Raw genomic sequence first — 14,594 nt, 5'->3', positions numbered from 1 at the left:
TGTATGCAATGTACCGCGAGAGCCTTCCACCCCCTACGAAGGGACGGGACTTCGCCATGCCCGACGACACCCAGGACCTGATTTCCGGTGGTCATCTCGTTGCCAAGGCACTCAAGGCAGAGGGGGTCGACCGCATCTACACCTTGTGCGGCGGCCACATCATCGACATCTACGACGGCTGCGTCGACGAGGGCATAGAAGTCGTCGACGTACGCCACGAACAGGTCGCCGCCCACGCCGCCGACGGCTACGCGCGCATCACCGGCAAGCCCGGCTGCGCGGTCGTCACGGCAGGACCCGGCACCACCGACGCCGTCACCGGTGTCGCCAACGCCTTCCGCGCGGAGTCCCCGATGCTGCTGATCGGCGGCCAGGGGGCGCTCACCCAGCACAAGATGGGGTCGCTCCAGGACCTGCCGCACGTCGACATGATGACGCCGATCACCAAGTTCGCCGCGGCGGTACCGGACACGGCGCGCGCGGCGGACATGGTGTCGATGGCGTTCCGTGAGTGCTATCACGGCGCGCCCGGCCCCGCCTTCCTGGAGATCCCACGCGACGTCCTCGACGCCAAGGTGCCGGCGGCGAAGGCCCGGGTGCCGCGGCCCGGCGCCTACCGCGCCTCGACCCGCTCGGCCGGCGACCCCGAGGCGGTCGACAAGCTCGCCGACCTGCTCGTGCACGCCGAGAAGCCCGCGATCCTGCTGGGCAGCCAGGTCTGGACGACCCGGGGCACCGCGGCCGCCATCGAGCTGGTGCGCACCCTGAACATCCCCGCCTACATGAACGGCGCCGGCCGCGGCACCCTGCCCCCGGGCGACCCGCACCACTTCCAGCTGTCCCGCCGCTACGCCTTCTCGGGCGCCGACGTCATCGTGATCGTCGGCACGCCCTTCGACTTCCGCATGGGGTACGGCAAGCGGCTGTCGCCGGACGCGACGGTCGTCCAGATCGACCTCGACTACCGCACCGTCGGCAAGAACCGCGACATCGACCTCGGGATCGTCGGCGACGCCTCACTGGTGCTGAAGTCGGTGACCGAGGCCGCCTCCGGGCGCATCAACGGGGGTGCGTCCAAGCGCAAGGAATGGCTCGACGAGCTGCGCGCGGCCGAGCGGAGCGCCATCGACAAGCGGCTGCCGCACCTGCGGTCGGACGCCTCCCCCATCCACCCCTACCGCCTGGTGAGCGAGATCAACGACTTCCTCACCGAGGACTCGATCTACATCGGCGACGGCGGCGACATCGTCACCTTCTCCGGCCAGGTCGTACAGCCCAAGTCGCCGGGCCACTGGATGGACCCGGGTCCGCTGGGCACCCTCGGCGTCGGCGTCCCCTTCGTGCTGGCGGCCAAGCAGGCACGGCCCGACAAGGAGGTCGTCGCCCTCTTCGGCGACGGCGCGTTCTCGCTCACCGGCTGGGACTTCGAGACCCTCGTGCGCTACGACCTCCCCTTCGTCGGGATCGTCGGCAACAACTCCTCCATGAACCAGATCCGTTACGGCCAGGCCGCCAAGTACGGCCTCGAGCGCGAGCGGGTCGGCAACACCCTCGGCGACGTCCACTACGACAAGTTCGCGCAGATGCTGGGCGGTCACGGCGAGGAGGTGCGCGACCCCGCGGACATCGGCCCCGCGCTGCGACGCGCCCGCGAGTCCGGGAAGCCCTCGCTGATCAACGTCTGGGTCGACCCGGACGCCTACGCCCCCGGAACGATGAACCAGACGATGTACAAGTGAGGTGCCCCCCATGACCCCCACGACAGGAACAACGGCCAAGGCTCTCGAAGGCATCCGCGTCCTCGACATGACGCACGTCCAGTCCGGCCCGTCCGCGACCCAGCTGCTCGCCTGGCTCGGCGCGGACGTCGTCAAACTGGAGGCGCCGTCGGGTGACATCACGCGCAAGCAGTTGCGCGACCTCCCGGACGTCGACTCCCTCTACTTCACGATGCTCAACTGCAACAAGCGGAGCATCACCCTCAACACCAAGACCGAACGCGGCAAGGAGATCCTCACCGAGCTCATCCGGCGCTCCGACGTCATGGTCGAGAACTTCGGTCCGGGCGCGGTCGACCGCATGGGGTTCACCTGGGACCGCATCCAGGAGATCAATCCGCGGATCGTCTATGCCTCCATCAAGGGGTTCGGGGACGGCCCGTACACCAACTTCAAGGCGTACGAGGTCGTCGCACAGGCCATGGGCGGGTCGATGTCGACCACCGGATTCGAGGACGGGCCGCCGCTGGCGACGGGAGCCCAGATCGGGGACTCGGGGACGGGTGTGCACGCCGTGGCGGGGATTCTCGCGGCGCTGTACCAGCGGGAGAACACCGGGCGCGGGCAGCGGGTCAACGTGGCCATGCAGCACGCCGTACTCAACCTGTGCCGGGTGAAACTGCGGGACCAGCAACGCCTGGCACACGGACCGCTCGCTGAATATCCCAACGAGGACTTCGGCGACGAGGTTCCCCGATCGGGAAACGCGTCCGGCGGCGGGCAGCCCGGCTGGGCGGTCAAGTGCGCGCCGGGCGGCCCCAACGACTACGTGTACGTCATCGTGCAGCCCGTCGGCTGGCAGCCGCTCAGTGAGCTGATCGGCCGGCCCGAGCTGGCCGACGCCCCCGAGTGGGCGACGCCCGAGGCCCGGCTGCCCAAGCTCGGCAAGATGTTCCAGCTGATCGAGGAGTGGTCCTCGACACTGCCCAAGTGGGAGGTGCTGGAGAGGCTCAACGCCCACAACATCCCGTGCGGGCCGATCCTGTCCACCAAGGAGATCATCGAGGACGAGTCGCTGGTCGCCAACGAGATGGTGGTCCGCGTACCGCACCCGCGGCGCGGCGAGTTCGTGACCGTCGGCAGCCCCCTCAAGCTCTCCGACTCCCCCGTCGAGGTGACCGGCTCACCGCTGCTCGGCGAACACAACGAAGAGGTGTACGTCGGCGAACTCGGCCTCGGGGACGAGGAGCTGCGCCTGCTCAAGTCGAACGGGGTGATCTGACATGATGGCCGAGGACCGGATGCTCAGGGTGCGTGCGCTGCTCGACTCGGTGCGTGGCGACGGGCGGACCGCGCTGACCGCGCCCGAGGGCAAGGTGATCGCCGACGCGTACGGGATCGCCGTACCCGGCGAGGAACTGGCGAGGGACGTCGAGGAGGCCGTCGCGTACGCGGCGCGCTTCGGCGGCCCCGTGGTGATGAAGATCGTCTCGCCGGACATCCTGCACAAGACCGACGCCGGCGGCGTGATCGTCGGGGTGGAGGGGGCGTCGGACGTACGGGCGGCGTTCCACCGGATCGTCGAGAACGCGCGCGCGTACGACGCCGGGGCCCGGGTCGAGGGCGTACAGATCCAGGAACTGCTGCCGAAGGGCCAGGAGGTCATCGTCGGCGCGGTCACCGATCCGACGTTCGGCAAGGTCGTGGCGTTCGGGCTCGGCGGGGTGCTCGTCGAGGTGCTCAAGGACGTCACCTTCCGGCTGGCTCCGGTGGAAGCCGACGAGGCGCTGTCCATGCTGGACTCGATCCGGGCGGCGGAGATCCTGCGCGGGGTGCGCGGGCAGGCCGGGGTGGACCGGTGGGCGGTCGCCGAGCAGATCCGCCGGGTGTCCCAGCTGGTCGCGGACTTCCCGGAGATCGCCGAGGTGGACCTCAACCCGGTGATCGCCACGGCCGAGGGCGCGATCGCCGCGGACATCCGCGTGATCCTTTCCGACACGCCGGTCAAGGCGCGTCGACGCTACACGCGCGCGGAGATCCTCACCTCGATGCGCCGTCTGATGGAGCCGCGGTCCGTCGCCGTGATCGGTGCCTCCAACGAGCAGGGCAAGATCGGCAACTCGGTGATGCGCAACCTCGTCGACGGCGGTTTCGCCGGGGACATCCATCCGGTGAATCCCCGGGCCGATGACATCTTGGGCCGCAAGGCGTACAAGAGTGTCACCGACGTTCCCGGAGAGGTGGATGTGGCGGTCTTCGCGATACCCGCCAAGTTCGTGGCCTCGGCCCTGGAGGAGGTGGGACGCAAGAACATCCCGAACGCGGTGCTGATCCCCTCCGGGTTCGCGGAGACCGGGGAACACGCGCTCCAGGACGAGATCGTGGCGATCGCCGAGCGGTACGGCGTCCGGCTGCTCGGGCCGAACATCTACGGCTACTACTCGACCTGGCAGGACCTGTGCGCCACGTTCTGCACGCCGTACGACGTCAAGGGCGGGGTCGCGCTGACCTCGCAGTCCGGTGGCATCGGGATGGCCATCCTGGGCTTCGCGCGCACCACGAAGACGGGAGTGTCGGCGATCGTCGGGCTGGGCAACAAGTCGGATCTGGACGAGGACGACCTGCTGACCTGGTTCGGCGAGGACCCGCACACCGACTGCATCGCGATGCACCTGGAGGACCTCAAGGACGGCCGCGCCTTCGTCGAGGCCGCGCGCGCGACCGTACCGAAGAAGCCGGTCGTCGTCCTGAAGGCGGGCCGTACGGCGGCGGGCGCGAAGGCGGCCGGCTCGCACACCGGGGCACTCGCGGGCGACGACGCCGTCTACGACGACATCCTGCGGCAGGCGGGCGTCATCAGGGCGCCGGGGCTGAACGACATGCTGGAGTACGCGCGCGCGTTGCCGGTCCTCCCCACCCCCAAGGGGGACAACATCGTGATCATCACGGGCGCGGGCGGCAGCGGTGTGCTGCTGTCGGACGCCGTGACCGACAACGGCCTCACCCTGATGGAGATCCCGCCGGACCTGGACACGGCGTTCCGCGCGTTCATCCCGCCCTTCGGGGCGGCGGGCAACCCGGTCGACATCACCGGGGGCGAGCCGCCGTCGACGTACGAGGCCACCCTCCGGCTGGGGCTCGAGGACCCGCGCATCCACGCGCTGGTGCTCGGCTACTGGCACACGATCGTCACTCCTCCGATGGTCTTCGCGGAGCTCACCGCGCGCGTGGTGGGCGAGTTCCGCGAACGCGGCGTGGAGAAGCCCGTCGTGGCGTCGCTCGCGGGTGACGTGGAGGTCGAGGAGGCCTGCCAGTACCTCTACGAACGGGGCGTCGTGGCCTACCCGTACACGACCGAGCAGCCGGTGGCGGTACTCGGCGCCAAGTACCGGTGGGCGCGTGCGGCAGGGCTGTTGGGGGGCGGTTCATGACGTGACCCAGGCGCGGGGTCGGCCGACGGTGCGCGTCGGCCGGCCCCGGGACCCGAGCGCACACGAAAGGCATTGGACAGGGGGCGCTGGCCAGAACTTTCGACGCAAGGGGTGCTGAGCGACATGACAACCACCGACTACTCGACGTCCCTCCCCTACCGGGAGGTGACCGACCGCAACGGCCGTGTGTACCGGATCGGCGAGAGCGACCGGGACATCATGGGGCGACCACGCTGGACCATGGTGCTGTTTCCCTGGATGGGCATGCTGGGCATCAGCTCCTCGGAGTACGCGTTCACGTCGGCCGAGGACACACTGCACGATGCCCACCTGTGGAGCAGTGGGCACATCTTCTGGCTGATGGGCGCCTGGGTGTTCTTCCAGGCGGCCGTGGCCTTCCCGGCCGGGCAACTGCGGGAGAGCGGCAGACTGCCCGCGCGGTACGCGATGATGCTCGGCGCGCTGGGCACGGTCCTCGGCTATCTGTCCCTCGCGTACGCGCCGCACGTCACCGTCGCCTATCTCGGCTTCGGCATGTGCAGCGGCATCGGCGCCGGCCTCGTCTACGCGACCTGCGTGAACATGGTCGGCAAGTGGTACCCGGAGCGCAAGGGCGGCAAGACCGGCATGGTCAACGGCGGTTTCGCCTACGGCTCGGTGCCCTTTGTGTTCCTGTTCACGTCGTACATGGACCTGAGCAACTACAAGGGCGTGCTGGTGGCGGTGGGCCTCGTCTGCTGCTCCGTCGTGGCGTTCGCGGGGTGGTTCTTCAAGGACCCGCCGAAGAACTGGTGGCCGGCGCACGTCGACCCGCTCACGCTCACCGACGACCCGAAGATCCGCCGGGCGCTTCAGAAGAACCCGCCGGCCGTGAAGCAGTACACCCCCAAGGAGGCAGCGCGTACACCCGTCCTGTGGATGATGTGGTTCTGTCTGCTGTGCACGGCCGGCATCAACATCTTCGGTATCGCCTTCCAGGTGCCGTTCGGCAAGGACATGGGCTTCGCCGGGGGGATCGTGGCCACGGCGATGTCCCTGAAGGCGATCGTCAACGGCACCGGGCGCGGCATCATCGGCTGGATCTCCGACCGTTACGGACGCCGCCACACCCTGATCATCGTCTGCCTCGTGCTCGGTACCGCGCAGTTCGGTGTGCTGGTCTCCGGCCAGATGGGCAGCATGCCGTTCTTCCTGTTCTGCTCCATGGTGTCCGGCTTCGGCGGCGGCGCGATCTTCCCGCTATTCGCCGCGATGACCGCGGACTACTTCGGTGAGAACAACAACGCCAGCAACTACGGCATGGTCTACAGCTCCAAGCTCGTCTCGGGCCTCGTGGGCTCCGGAGTCGGCTCGATCGTGGTCGGCGTGTGGGACTACGAGGGCGCGTTCGTCCTGGCGGGCTGTATCGGGCTCGCCTCCGCGGTACTGGCGATCTTCCTGAAGGCACCCGGCAGGCCGACGGCCGGTCGTCGGATCGTCCCCAACCCGCATCCGCTCGGCGAGGAAACGGCCTGACCTGACGGCAGATCCCCTCGCGAGCTGATCAGCGGTCTGTTCGGCGGCGGCCCGCGGGCTGACGACGCACGCGCGCGTGGAGGCCCACCCCGTCACCTGCCGGGGTGGGCCTCCACGCGCGCGTGCGCACGCTCAGCGCATGTCGCGCCGGGTGCTCAGCATTTCTCGCGCAACGAGTGCAGGTGCGCACTCGACTTCCGTGCGAAGGCGAACGACTCGACCGGGTTGTCGTGCTCGGCCTGCCAGTGGTGGGCCGGCCGCTCACCTCGCAGCCGGGTGACGGCGGAGATGAACCGCTGGTAGTCGATGTCGCCGTCCCCGACGTCGGTCATCCGGTACCCGAACTCGTTCGAGGGGTCACTGACGCCGTCCTTCACGTGGAAGAGCGGATAGCGATGCGGCTGCCTCAGTACGTAGTCCAGCGGCTCGAAGGGCGCGGCCGTACCGTCGGCCCGCTTCGAGAAACGGAACTGGCCGGCGTACGCCCAGAAGATGTCCATCTCCAGGAACACCAGGTCGGGGTCGGTCTCGGCGAGCAGTACGTCGTAGAGGCGGACCTTGGGGTTGTCGGTCGCGAAGCCGAACTCGTCGGAGTGGTTGTGCTGGTAGAACTTCATGCCGCGGGCCCGCGCCGCCGCTCCGTACGTGTTGAACTCCTCGGCCGCGCGCTTCCACGCGTCGACGGTGGAGCCGTAGCGGAACGGGCCGGAGGCGGTGCCGATGTGCTTGAGGCCGAGGGCCTGGGCGTCGTCGAGGACCTTGGTGAGGTTCTGGGCGAAGGTGTAGGCGTTCGGGTCACTGGCGTAGTAGCCGACGTGGCTGCCGATCGGCGTCAGGCCGTGGTTGCGTGCCAGCCGCTTGAGCTGGGCAAGGGTGATGGGGCCCGCGGAGCCCTGGGTGTAGCCGGCGAACTCGACCTCGTCGTACCCGTACTTCTTCAACTCGGCGAAGACGGCGGCGAAGCCCAGCGTGGAGACCTTGTCGCGCAGGCTGTAGAGCTGGATGCCGAGCCGGCCGGGGGGCAGGACGGGACGGCCGCGGCCGGTGGCGGAGGCGTCGGTGCCGGTGGCGGGTGCCGCGCCGGCGGGCGAGGCGGCGGCCCCCAGCAGTGCGGCCGCGGTGGCTCCCGCGGCGACGCCGAGCATGCCTCGTCTGGTCAGGCGGTGGGTGAGTTCGGGGTCGATGTCGGAGATGCGGCTCATGTCTGGAACTCCTCGGGATCGGAGGGCGTTGTCAGTGGTGAGTGCTTCACTTGTGACCAGTCGGCAACCAGTCAGCACAGACCGGCCAGTTGGAGCAGCAGTGCTTTCACGTCGGTGGCCGCGACGCGGTCGCCGAGCGAACGGGGGGTGGAGCAGATGAGGAGCGGACCGTCGTCGTCGCTCGCGGGAAGGCGGCCGTGGCTGCCGCGAATAGGTGACGGATCGAGGGGCACCACCGCCATGCGGTAGCGCAGGCCGAGCTTCTTGCGCGCCAGGGCGGTGGCCGCCTTGACCTTCACATAGGGGTCGAGCGGATCCATGAACAGCTCGACCGGGTCGTAGCCGGGTTTGCGGTGGATCTCGACGAGTCGTGCGAAGTCGGGCGCGCGGGCGTCGTCGAGCCAGTAGTAGTACGTGAACCAGGCGTCCGGCTCCGCCACGGCGACGAGTTCGCCGGAGCGCGGGTGGTCCAGGTGGTGCGCCTTTTTCCCCTCGTCGTCGAGGATCAGCTCGATGCCCGGCAGTCCGGTGAGCGCGGCCCGGGCGACCTCCAGGTCCTCGGGACGGCGTACATAGACGTGGGCGAGCTGGTGATCAGCGACCGCGAAGGCACGGGACGCCATCGGGTCGAGGTACTCCATGCCGTCCTGGGTGTGCACCTCGAGCAGGCCCGCGCGGCGCAGGGCACGGTTGATGTCGACGGGCCTGCTCACCCGGGTGATGCCGTACTCGGACAGCGCGACGACGGTACGGCCCTGCGTCCGGGCGTCGGCCAGGAGGGGCGCCATGGCAGCGTCCAGGACGGCGGCCGCCCGGAGGGAGCGCGGGTCGTCGGGGCCGAAACGCTGGAGGTCGTAGTCGAGGTGAGGGAGGTAGCAAAGGGCCAGGTCGGGGTTACGGGTGCGCAGGATGTGGCGGGTCGCGTCGATGATCCAGCGGCTGGAGACCAGGTCGGCGCCCGGTCCCCAGAAGTGGAAGAGGGGGAAGGTGCCGAGCTTCTCGGTGAGTTCGTCGTGCAGGGCCGGGGGCCGGGTGTAGCAGTCGGGTTCCTTGCGGCCGTCGGAGTAGTAGATCGGACGGGGGGTGACGGTGTAGTCGGTGTCGGCGCCCATGGCGTACCACCAGCAGATGTTGGCGACCGTGTAGCCGGGGTACGCCCGCCGGGCGGCGTCCCACAGCTTGTCGCCCGCGACGAGACCGTTGTGCTGCCGCCACAGCAGTACGTCGCCGAGCTCGCGGAAGTACCAGCCGTTGCCGACGATGCCGTGCTCCGCCGGGAGCGTGCCGGTGAGGAAGGTGGACTGCGCGGCGCAGGTGACGGCCGGCAGGACGGTCCCGAGCGGTGCCAGGGAGCCCGCCTGGGCGAGGGTCTTGAGATGGGGCATGTGATCGAGCAGACGGGGGGTGAGACCGACGACGTCGAGGACGAGGAGGGGAACAGGCACCTTGGGGGCAGGGACGTGGGCGTGGGCTCCGGGCCGGTCCTGGGGCCCGGCGCCGGCCGATGCCGCGCTGCTCATGGGAGCTCCTTGAGGCCGAGGTCGGTCAAGAGGTCGCGTGCCAGGGCGAGTTCGGCGGCGATGCCGTCGGCGAGCTGGGCTCGGGCGCGGGGCCGCAGCTCGGGCGGGAGGGCCTGCCAGGTGTAGGTCTCGACCTCGAGGTGCCTGGTCAGCGGGTGCGGACCGCCGACCAGGCGGGTCAGCGCGGCTTGGAGTACCGGGAGCGTGGAGGTGAGGGGCGCGGCGGGGGCCGCGTGCAGCGGGACGTGGAAGTGTGCGCGCCAGGGTCCGGTGTCGGGCAGAGCGGTGCCGACGAGGGCCTCGCCGAGGTCGTCGGTGCCGTGCAGGCCGGTGGCGGTGAGGGTGCGGGTCTGGTGCAGGAAGCGCGGTTCGTCGAACGCGGTGAGGACTTCGCGGACGGCGGGGAGACGGGGGTGCTCTGCGTGCAGGGCGGCTGACAGCTGGGATTTGACGACGGGGACGCGGGCTTCGGCGAGCGCGTCCAGCGCGGTGTGCGGGTCTTCGAAGGAGGTGGCGAGATGGCAGGTGTCGACGCAGACACCGATCCGGGGGTGGCCGACGGCCGTGAGCGGGGCGAGGGCGTCGGCGGTGGTCTCGACGATGCAGCCCGGTTCCGGTTCCAGACCGACCCGGACGGAGCGGCCGGTCAGCTCCTCCAGCGCGTCCAGGCGCTCGGCGAGGGTGCGCAGGGCGGAGTGGGCCGTCGCGGCCCGTGCATCGTTCCAGGCGGTGCGCCAGCCGAGCGGGAGGGTGGAGATGGTGCCTTCGGTGACGTCGTCGGGGAGGAGTCCGGCGAGGACACGGGCCAGTGCGGTGGTGTGCTCGAGGCGTTCAGCGTCGGCCCAATCCGGCTTGTACACACGGTACTTGACCTCTTCGGCGCCGAAACCCTCGTACGGGAAACCATTGAGGGTGACGACCTCGAGGCCACGCCGGTCGAGTGCGGTGCGCAGGCCGCGCAGGGCCGACGGGTCGGTGTCCAGGGCCCGGGCGGCATCCCTGGCGAGCCACAGCCCGACACCGAGCCGGTCACGGCCGAGGCGGCGCCGGACGGGTTCGCAGTGGTCGCGGAGTTGGGCGAGGACGCCGTCGAGGGTCTCGGCGGGGTGCACGTTGGTGCAGTAGGCGAGGTGGACGGTGGTGCCGTCGGGGTGACGGAAGCGCATCGCTCACTCCCCTCCGCGCAGGATGGAATTGCCCTCGTGGGTGGCGTCGGGGGCGGTCACCTCAAGGGCGAGGCGGCCACTGAGGCCGTAGAAGGCGACGGGGTTGCGCCACAGGACGAGATCGACGTCGTCCTCGGTGAAGCCCTCCGAGAGCATCAGGTCGGCGACCCTTCGGGTCTTGAGCGGGTCGCTCCTGCCCCAGTCCGCGGCGCTGTTCACCAGGACCTTCTCCGGCCCGTACAGGCGGAGGATCCCGATCATGCGGGTCTCGTCCATCTTGGTGTCGGGGTAGACGGAGAAGCCCAGCCAGCAGTCGGCGTCCTTCGCCTCCTTCACGGTGGTCTCGTTGAGGTGGTCGAGCAGGACCCGGTCCGGCGGCACGGCGGATTCACGGACGACGTCGAGGGTGCGGCGCAGTCCGGCGAGCTTGTCGCGGTGCGGGGTGTGCACGAGGGCCGGCAGGGCATGGTCGGCGGCCAGCTGGAGCTGGGCGGCCAGGGCGGTGTCCTCGGCGGGGGTCATCGAGTCGTAGCCGATCTCGCCGACGGCCACGACGTGGTCCTTGACGAGATAGCGCGGCAGCTCCTCCAGGACGGCGGCGCAGCGCGGGTCGTTGGCCTCCTTGGGGTTGAGGGCGAGCGCGCAGTGATGGGCGATGCCGTACTGCGCGGCCCGGAACGGTTCCCAGCCGAGAAGGGAGTCGAAGTAGTCGAGGAAGGAGGCGGTCGAGGTGCGCGGCTGTCCCAGCCAGAAGGACGGCTCGACGACGGCGCGGACACCGGCCGCGTGCATCGCCTCGTAGTCGTCGGTGGTGCGCGAGGTCATGTGGATGTGGGGATCGAAGATGCGCATCAGGACTCCTTGCCGTGGGGGTGGGCCGGGCGGCGGGGACTGCCCGCGCCAGGGGGGTCCGCGCGGTGGAGGTGTGGGGTGGGTGCGTCCGGGTCGGCTGCGGTCAGAGCCGCCGGATCGGTCAGAGCCGTCGGATCGGTCAGAGCCGCCGGATCGGTCAGAGCCGCCGGATCGGTCAGCGTCAGGACGCGTTGCAGATCGCGCGGGACGGGGCGGCCCGCGGCGGTGCGTTCGGTGGCGTAGTCGACGAGCATGCGGGCGAGTTCGGCGTCGGCGCGGGCGCGCTGTTCGAGGCCCGCCACCTCGTCGACGGGCACTCCGGCGAAGAGGCATTTCAGGACGGCGTGGCGCCAGGCGTGCGCATCGAGGTGACGGGCGGCGTAGGGGCCGACGGCGGCCGCGAGGAGCCGGGTGTCATGGGTGCGCAGGGCGTCCTCGACCAGCGGGAGGGCGTCGGGCCCGGACACGAGGTGGGGCAGCGCGTGCAGGACCGCTCGACGTTCTTCGGCGGTGCCCTGGAAATAGACGCGGGCCAGGGACGCCGGGTCGGCGCGGGCCGCGCGGAGGATGAGCACGCGGGCGGCGTCGGCGTAACGGCTGCCGCAACGGCGACCGGCCTCGGCGAGGCGCAACTCCCACACCGAGATGGGCCCATGAGTGCCCGGGTGGGCGGCGGCCTCGTCGAGAGCCCGGCGGAACCAGACGCGGGCGGTCGCCTCGAGGTGGGTGTCGAGGTGGCTGTGCAGGGCGTCGAGAGGAGTGCGGGCCAGGGTGGTGCCCGCGTGTTCCGCTTCCGGGGTCGCCAGGGCGGCGTGAGGGTGGGTCATGGAGTGCTCCCTTCTCGGATGGCGGAGGGCTCGCCAGGTGGCGCGACGGGCAGATTCGCCGCCCGGGACGGGCGGCTCGGGACTGGGGAGGAGGGCGACTTCGGATCGGCGTGGTCGGTGACGGTGACGGTGACTTGAGCGGATGCCGCCGCGCGGCGGAGGAAGGGGAGGGAGGCTTCGGCGTAGTGGGGGCCGGCGTGGGAGTGGCGGGGCAGTTCAACCACTGTCAGCCCGCGGTAGCCGGTGTCGGCGAGAGCGGCGAGGACGGGCGGGAAGTCGATCTCGCCGTCCCCGAAGGGAAGGTGTTCGTGGACATCACGGCGCATGTCCTCGATCTGGACGTGCCGCAGCCAGGGCGCCGCGGCGCGTACGCAGTCGGCGGGCGGGAGCGGCTCGAGGCACTGGCAGTGGCCGATGTCGAGAGTGAGGCCGAGGGACGCCGGGCCGTCCAGGGCCAGGCGGAGCCGGTGGAAGTCGGCGAGAGTCGCCAGGAGGTGACCGGGTTCGGGTTCGATGGCGAGGGGGGTGCCGCCGGACGCGGCGGCGTCCAGGACGGGGGCGAGAGTCTCGGCGAGGCGCTGCCACGCGGTCTCCGCCGCCGTGCCTGGCGGGAGGGTTCCGCTGAAGCAGTGGACGGCATGCGCACCGAGATCACCGGCGATCCGGACGGCGCGGAGCAGCAGGTCGACGCGGCGGGCGCGATCGTCCGGCTCCGGATCCAGGAGGGAGGGGCCGTGCTTGCGGCGCGCGTCCAGGACATAGCGGGCGCCGGTCTCGACGGTGACGTCCAGCCCGAGGGCGTCCAGTCGGTGCGCGATGTGTCGGATGCGGACGGCGAGGTCCGGGGCGAACGGGTCGAGGTGCATGTGGTCGAGCGTCAGTCCGACGCCGTCGTAGCCGAGGTCGGCGAGCAGGGCGAGGGCGTCGTCGAGGCGGAGATCGGCGAGGCCGTTCGTGCCGTAGCCGAAGCGGAGCGGGAGCGGGAGCGAGCGCGGGGGCGGGGGCGGAGACGGGAGTGAAGGCGAGGGAGGGTGCGGGGTGATGGCGTTCGAGGTCTTCTCGTTGGGGCCGCTCTCGCGGCTCGTAGGTCCGGGCTTCACGTGATGCTCACCCGCCTCGCGAGTCTCCGGGCGACCGGTGCCAGGGCTGCTGTGAGCAGCGCGGTGGCGGTGGCTCCCGAGCGGGCGATGAGAGCGGCCTGGAGGGGAATGGTGCCGCGAATGCCGGCGCCGACAGCTTGTTGGGTGAGAGGAGGGGACGGGTTGAGGGAGGCGTGCAGGTAGGAGCGGGCCGTGGTGGTGGCGTAGGTGGCGGCGAGCGCTGCGGTCAGCGGCGCGGGCAGGGGGTGTGGGGATCCTGGCCCTGGCCCTGACCTCCCATGATGACCGTGCAACTGCCCGTCAGGTGACCGTCGTTTCGTTGGCAGGCCGGGTGTCGGTCGACGCTGCAACAGCCAGGTCAGTGCGCCTGTCGTGGCCAGAGCTGCCAGGGCTGCCGTCGGCGTGCCCTCGCGGGTTTCCTGGCGGGACAGGGTCGTGACCGCGAGCGTGTGCGTGGCCAGGAGCGCGGCGGAGGGAAGGGCCGGGCGCGCGCGTCCTGCGGTGGCCGCGGCGCCGAGGAGGAGATCCAGGCAACGGGCGGCGGCCATGGCGAACGGGCCCGCGGGCGTGTGCTTCAGGGCCAGGTCGTAGGACCAGACGGTGGCCGCGAGCGGAGCCGCGACCGTCAGGGCCGGGCGGCCTGCCCGAGTGGCCAGGGCTAGGCCGGCGGCGGTGAAGGCGCAGGCCGCCGTGAAGGCGGCGGTGGGGCTCACCCGGCCGGAGGGGAGAGGGCGGTGGGGGCGTTCGACGGCGTCCTCCGCGCGATCCGCCCAGTCGTTGAGAACCATGCCGGCCTCGTACAGGCAGAGGGAGGAGCCGATGGCGAGCAGGGTCCGGTGGTCGGGGCGCGCGGTGAGCGCGGCGGCGCCCGCCAGCGCGTCGCCGGGGACCGTGAACAGGGCGGGCAGTCGCAGCAGTTCGGCCCAGGCCCGCACGCGAGCGCGGTTCCTCTCCGAGGCGCCGACCACCCCATCGGCCAGCCCTCCCGACGTACCTGTCTCCCCAGCCGCCCGCCCATCCGACGTACCTGCCTCCGAAGCCATCCTCCGGTCCGACGTACCGGCCTCCGAAGCCACCCTCCGGTCCGACGTACCGGCCTCCGAAGCCACCCTCCGGTCCGACGTACCTGCCTCCGAAGCCACCCTCCGGTCCGACGTACCGGCCTCCGCAGCCACACAACCGCCCGACGTGCCGGCCTCCGCCGCCCTCCCCCCGTCCGGCACGGTGGCCGCCGCGGCCGCCCGCCCCTCAGCTCCACGCACC

Annotated in this window: 11 protein-coding genes; 4 read left to right on the top strand and 7 right to left on the bottom strand. The window is 70.7% G+C overall.

Features of this window, described 5'->3' with window-relative positions; all coding sequences use genetic code 11:
* Positions 1-56 precede the first annotated feature (56 nt).
* The 4 genes from G9272_RS36365 to G9272_RS36350 all read left to right on the top strand — a co-directional run bounded on the left by G9272_RS36365 (position 57) and on the right by G9272_RS36350 (position 6,664).
* Entirely contained in the window at positions 57-1,739 is a 1,683-nt protein-coding gene (locus tag G9272_RS36365; protein ID WP_171400464.1) for a thiamine pyrophosphate-binding protein, read from the top strand.
* A gap of 10 nt (positions 1,740-1,749) precedes the next feature.
* Complete coding sequence (gene frc, locus G9272_RS36360; protein WP_171400463.1) at positions 1,750-3,000, top strand: formyl-CoA transferase; 1,251 nt, start codon at positions 1,750-1,752, stop codon at positions 2,998-3,000.
* A gap of 4 nt (positions 3,001-3,004) precedes the next feature.
* Complete coding sequence (locus G9272_RS36355; protein ID WP_171402327.1) at positions 3,005-5,149, top strand: acetate--CoA ligase family protein; 2,145 nt, start codon at positions 3,005-3,007, stop codon at positions 5,147-5,149.
* 123 nt (positions 5,150-5,272) lie between these two features.
* Positions 5,273-6,664, top strand: coding sequence for an OFA family MFS transporter (locus G9272_RS36350; protein WP_171400462.1), 1,392 nt, complete (start codon positions 5,273-5,275; stop codon positions 6,662-6,664).
* Between the two features lie 155 nt (positions 6,665-6,819).
* On the opposite strand, the gene G9272_RS36345 is transcribed toward G9272_RS36350, so the two are convergent.
* From G9272_RS36345 to G9272_RS36315, 7 genes are all read right to left on the bottom strand, one after another.
* Positions 6,820-7,866, bottom strand: coding sequence for a sugar phosphate isomerase/epimerase family protein (locus tag G9272_RS36345; protein WP_171400461.1), 1,047 nt, complete (start codon positions 7,864-7,866; stop codon positions 6,820-6,822).
* Positions 7,867-7,937: 71 nt separating this feature from the next.
* Positions 7,938-9,386, bottom strand: coding sequence for a nucleotide pyrophosphatase/phosphodiesterase family protein (locus G9272_RS36340; protein WP_253268055.1), 1,449 nt, complete (start codon positions 9,384-9,386; stop codon positions 7,938-7,940).
* Positions 9,383-10,552: a metabolite traffic protein EboE gene (eboE, locus tag G9272_RS36335; protein ID WP_171400460.1), complete on the bottom strand. Its 1,170-nt coding sequence runs from the start codon at positions 10,550-10,552 to the stop codon at positions 9,383-9,385. Before eboE ends, G9272_RS36340 begins: the two co-directional genes overlap by 4 nt.
* Before the next feature lie 3 nt (positions 10,553-10,555).
* Positions 10,556-11,404 (bottom strand): TatD family hydrolase, encoded by an 849-nt coding sequence (locus G9272_RS36330; RefSeq protein ID WP_171400459.1) that lies wholly within the window; start codon positions 11,402-11,404, stop codon positions 10,556-10,558.
* On the bottom strand, positions 11,404-12,231 hold the full coding sequence (locus G9272_RS36325; protein ID WP_171400458.1) for an EboA domain-containing protein: 828 nt from the start codon (positions 12,229-12,231) through the stop codon (positions 11,404-11,406). The genes G9272_RS36330 and G9272_RS36325 overlap by 1 nt, the downstream gene beginning before the upstream one ends.
* The gene (locus G9272_RS36320; protein ID WP_171400457.1) at positions 12,228-13,331 is read right to left on the bottom strand and encodes a sugar phosphate isomerase/epimerase family protein; all 1,104 of its coding nucleotides are present in this window, start codon (positions 13,329-13,331) and stop codon (positions 12,228-12,230) included. The genes G9272_RS36325 and G9272_RS36320 overlap by 4 nt, the downstream gene beginning before the upstream one ends.
* The gene (locus G9272_RS36315) at positions 13,328-14,374 is read right to left on the bottom strand and encodes an SCO3242 family prenyltransferase (RefSeq protein ID WP_171400456.1); all 1,047 of its coding nucleotides are present in this window, start codon (positions 14,372-14,374) and stop codon (positions 13,328-13,330) included. Before G9272_RS36315 ends, G9272_RS36320 begins: the two co-directional genes overlap by 4 nt.
* Positions 14,375-14,594 lie beyond the last annotated feature (220 nt).

The sequence above is a fragment of the Streptomyces asoensis genome (assembly GCF_013085465.1).
GTDB lineage: Bacteria > Actinomycetota > Actinomycetes > Streptomycetales > Streptomycetaceae > Streptomyces > Streptomyces cacaoi_A.
This window is presented reverse-complemented; position numbering and strand designations above follow the sequence as displayed.

Bases quoted from the DNA above. Each gene is read 5' to 3' on its own strand.
- frc (WP_171400463.1), top strand. From the start codon at position 1,750: ATGACCCCCACGACAGGAACAACGGCCAAGGCTCTCGAAGGCATCCGC.
- G9272_RS36340 (WP_253268055.1), bottom strand. From the start codon at position 9,386: ATGAGCAGCGCGGCATCGGCCGGCGCCGGGCCCCAGGACCGGCCCGGA.
- G9272_RS36330 (WP_171400459.1), bottom strand. From the start codon at position 11,404: ATGCGCATCTTCGATCCCCACATCCACATGACCTCGCGCACCACCGAC.
- eboE (WP_171400460.1), bottom strand. From the start codon at position 10,552: ATGCGCTTCCGTCACCCCGACGGCACCACCGTCCACCTCGCCTACTGC.
- G9272_RS36365 (WP_171400464.1), top strand. From the start codon at position 57: ATGCCCGACGACACCCAGGACCTGATTTCCGGTGGTCATCTCGTTGCC.
- G9272_RS36315 (WP_171400456.1), bottom strand. From the start codon at position 14,374: ATGGCTTCGGAGGCAGGTACGTCGGATGGGCGGGCGGCTGGGGAGACA.
- G9272_RS36355 (WP_171402327.1), top strand. From the start codon at position 3,005: ATGGCCGAGGACCGGATGCTCAGGGTGCGTGCGCTGCTCGACTCGGTG.
- G9272_RS36345 (WP_171400461.1), bottom strand. From the start codon at position 7,866: ATGAGCCGCATCTCCGACATCGACCCCGAACTCACCCACCGCCTGACC.
- G9272_RS36325 (WP_171400458.1), bottom strand. From the start codon at position 12,231: ATGACCCACCCTCACGCCGCCCTGGCGACCCCGGAAGCGGAACACGCG.
- G9272_RS36350 (WP_171400462.1), top strand. From the start codon at position 5,273: ATGACAACCACCGACTACTCGACGTCCCTCCCCTACCGGGAGGTGACC.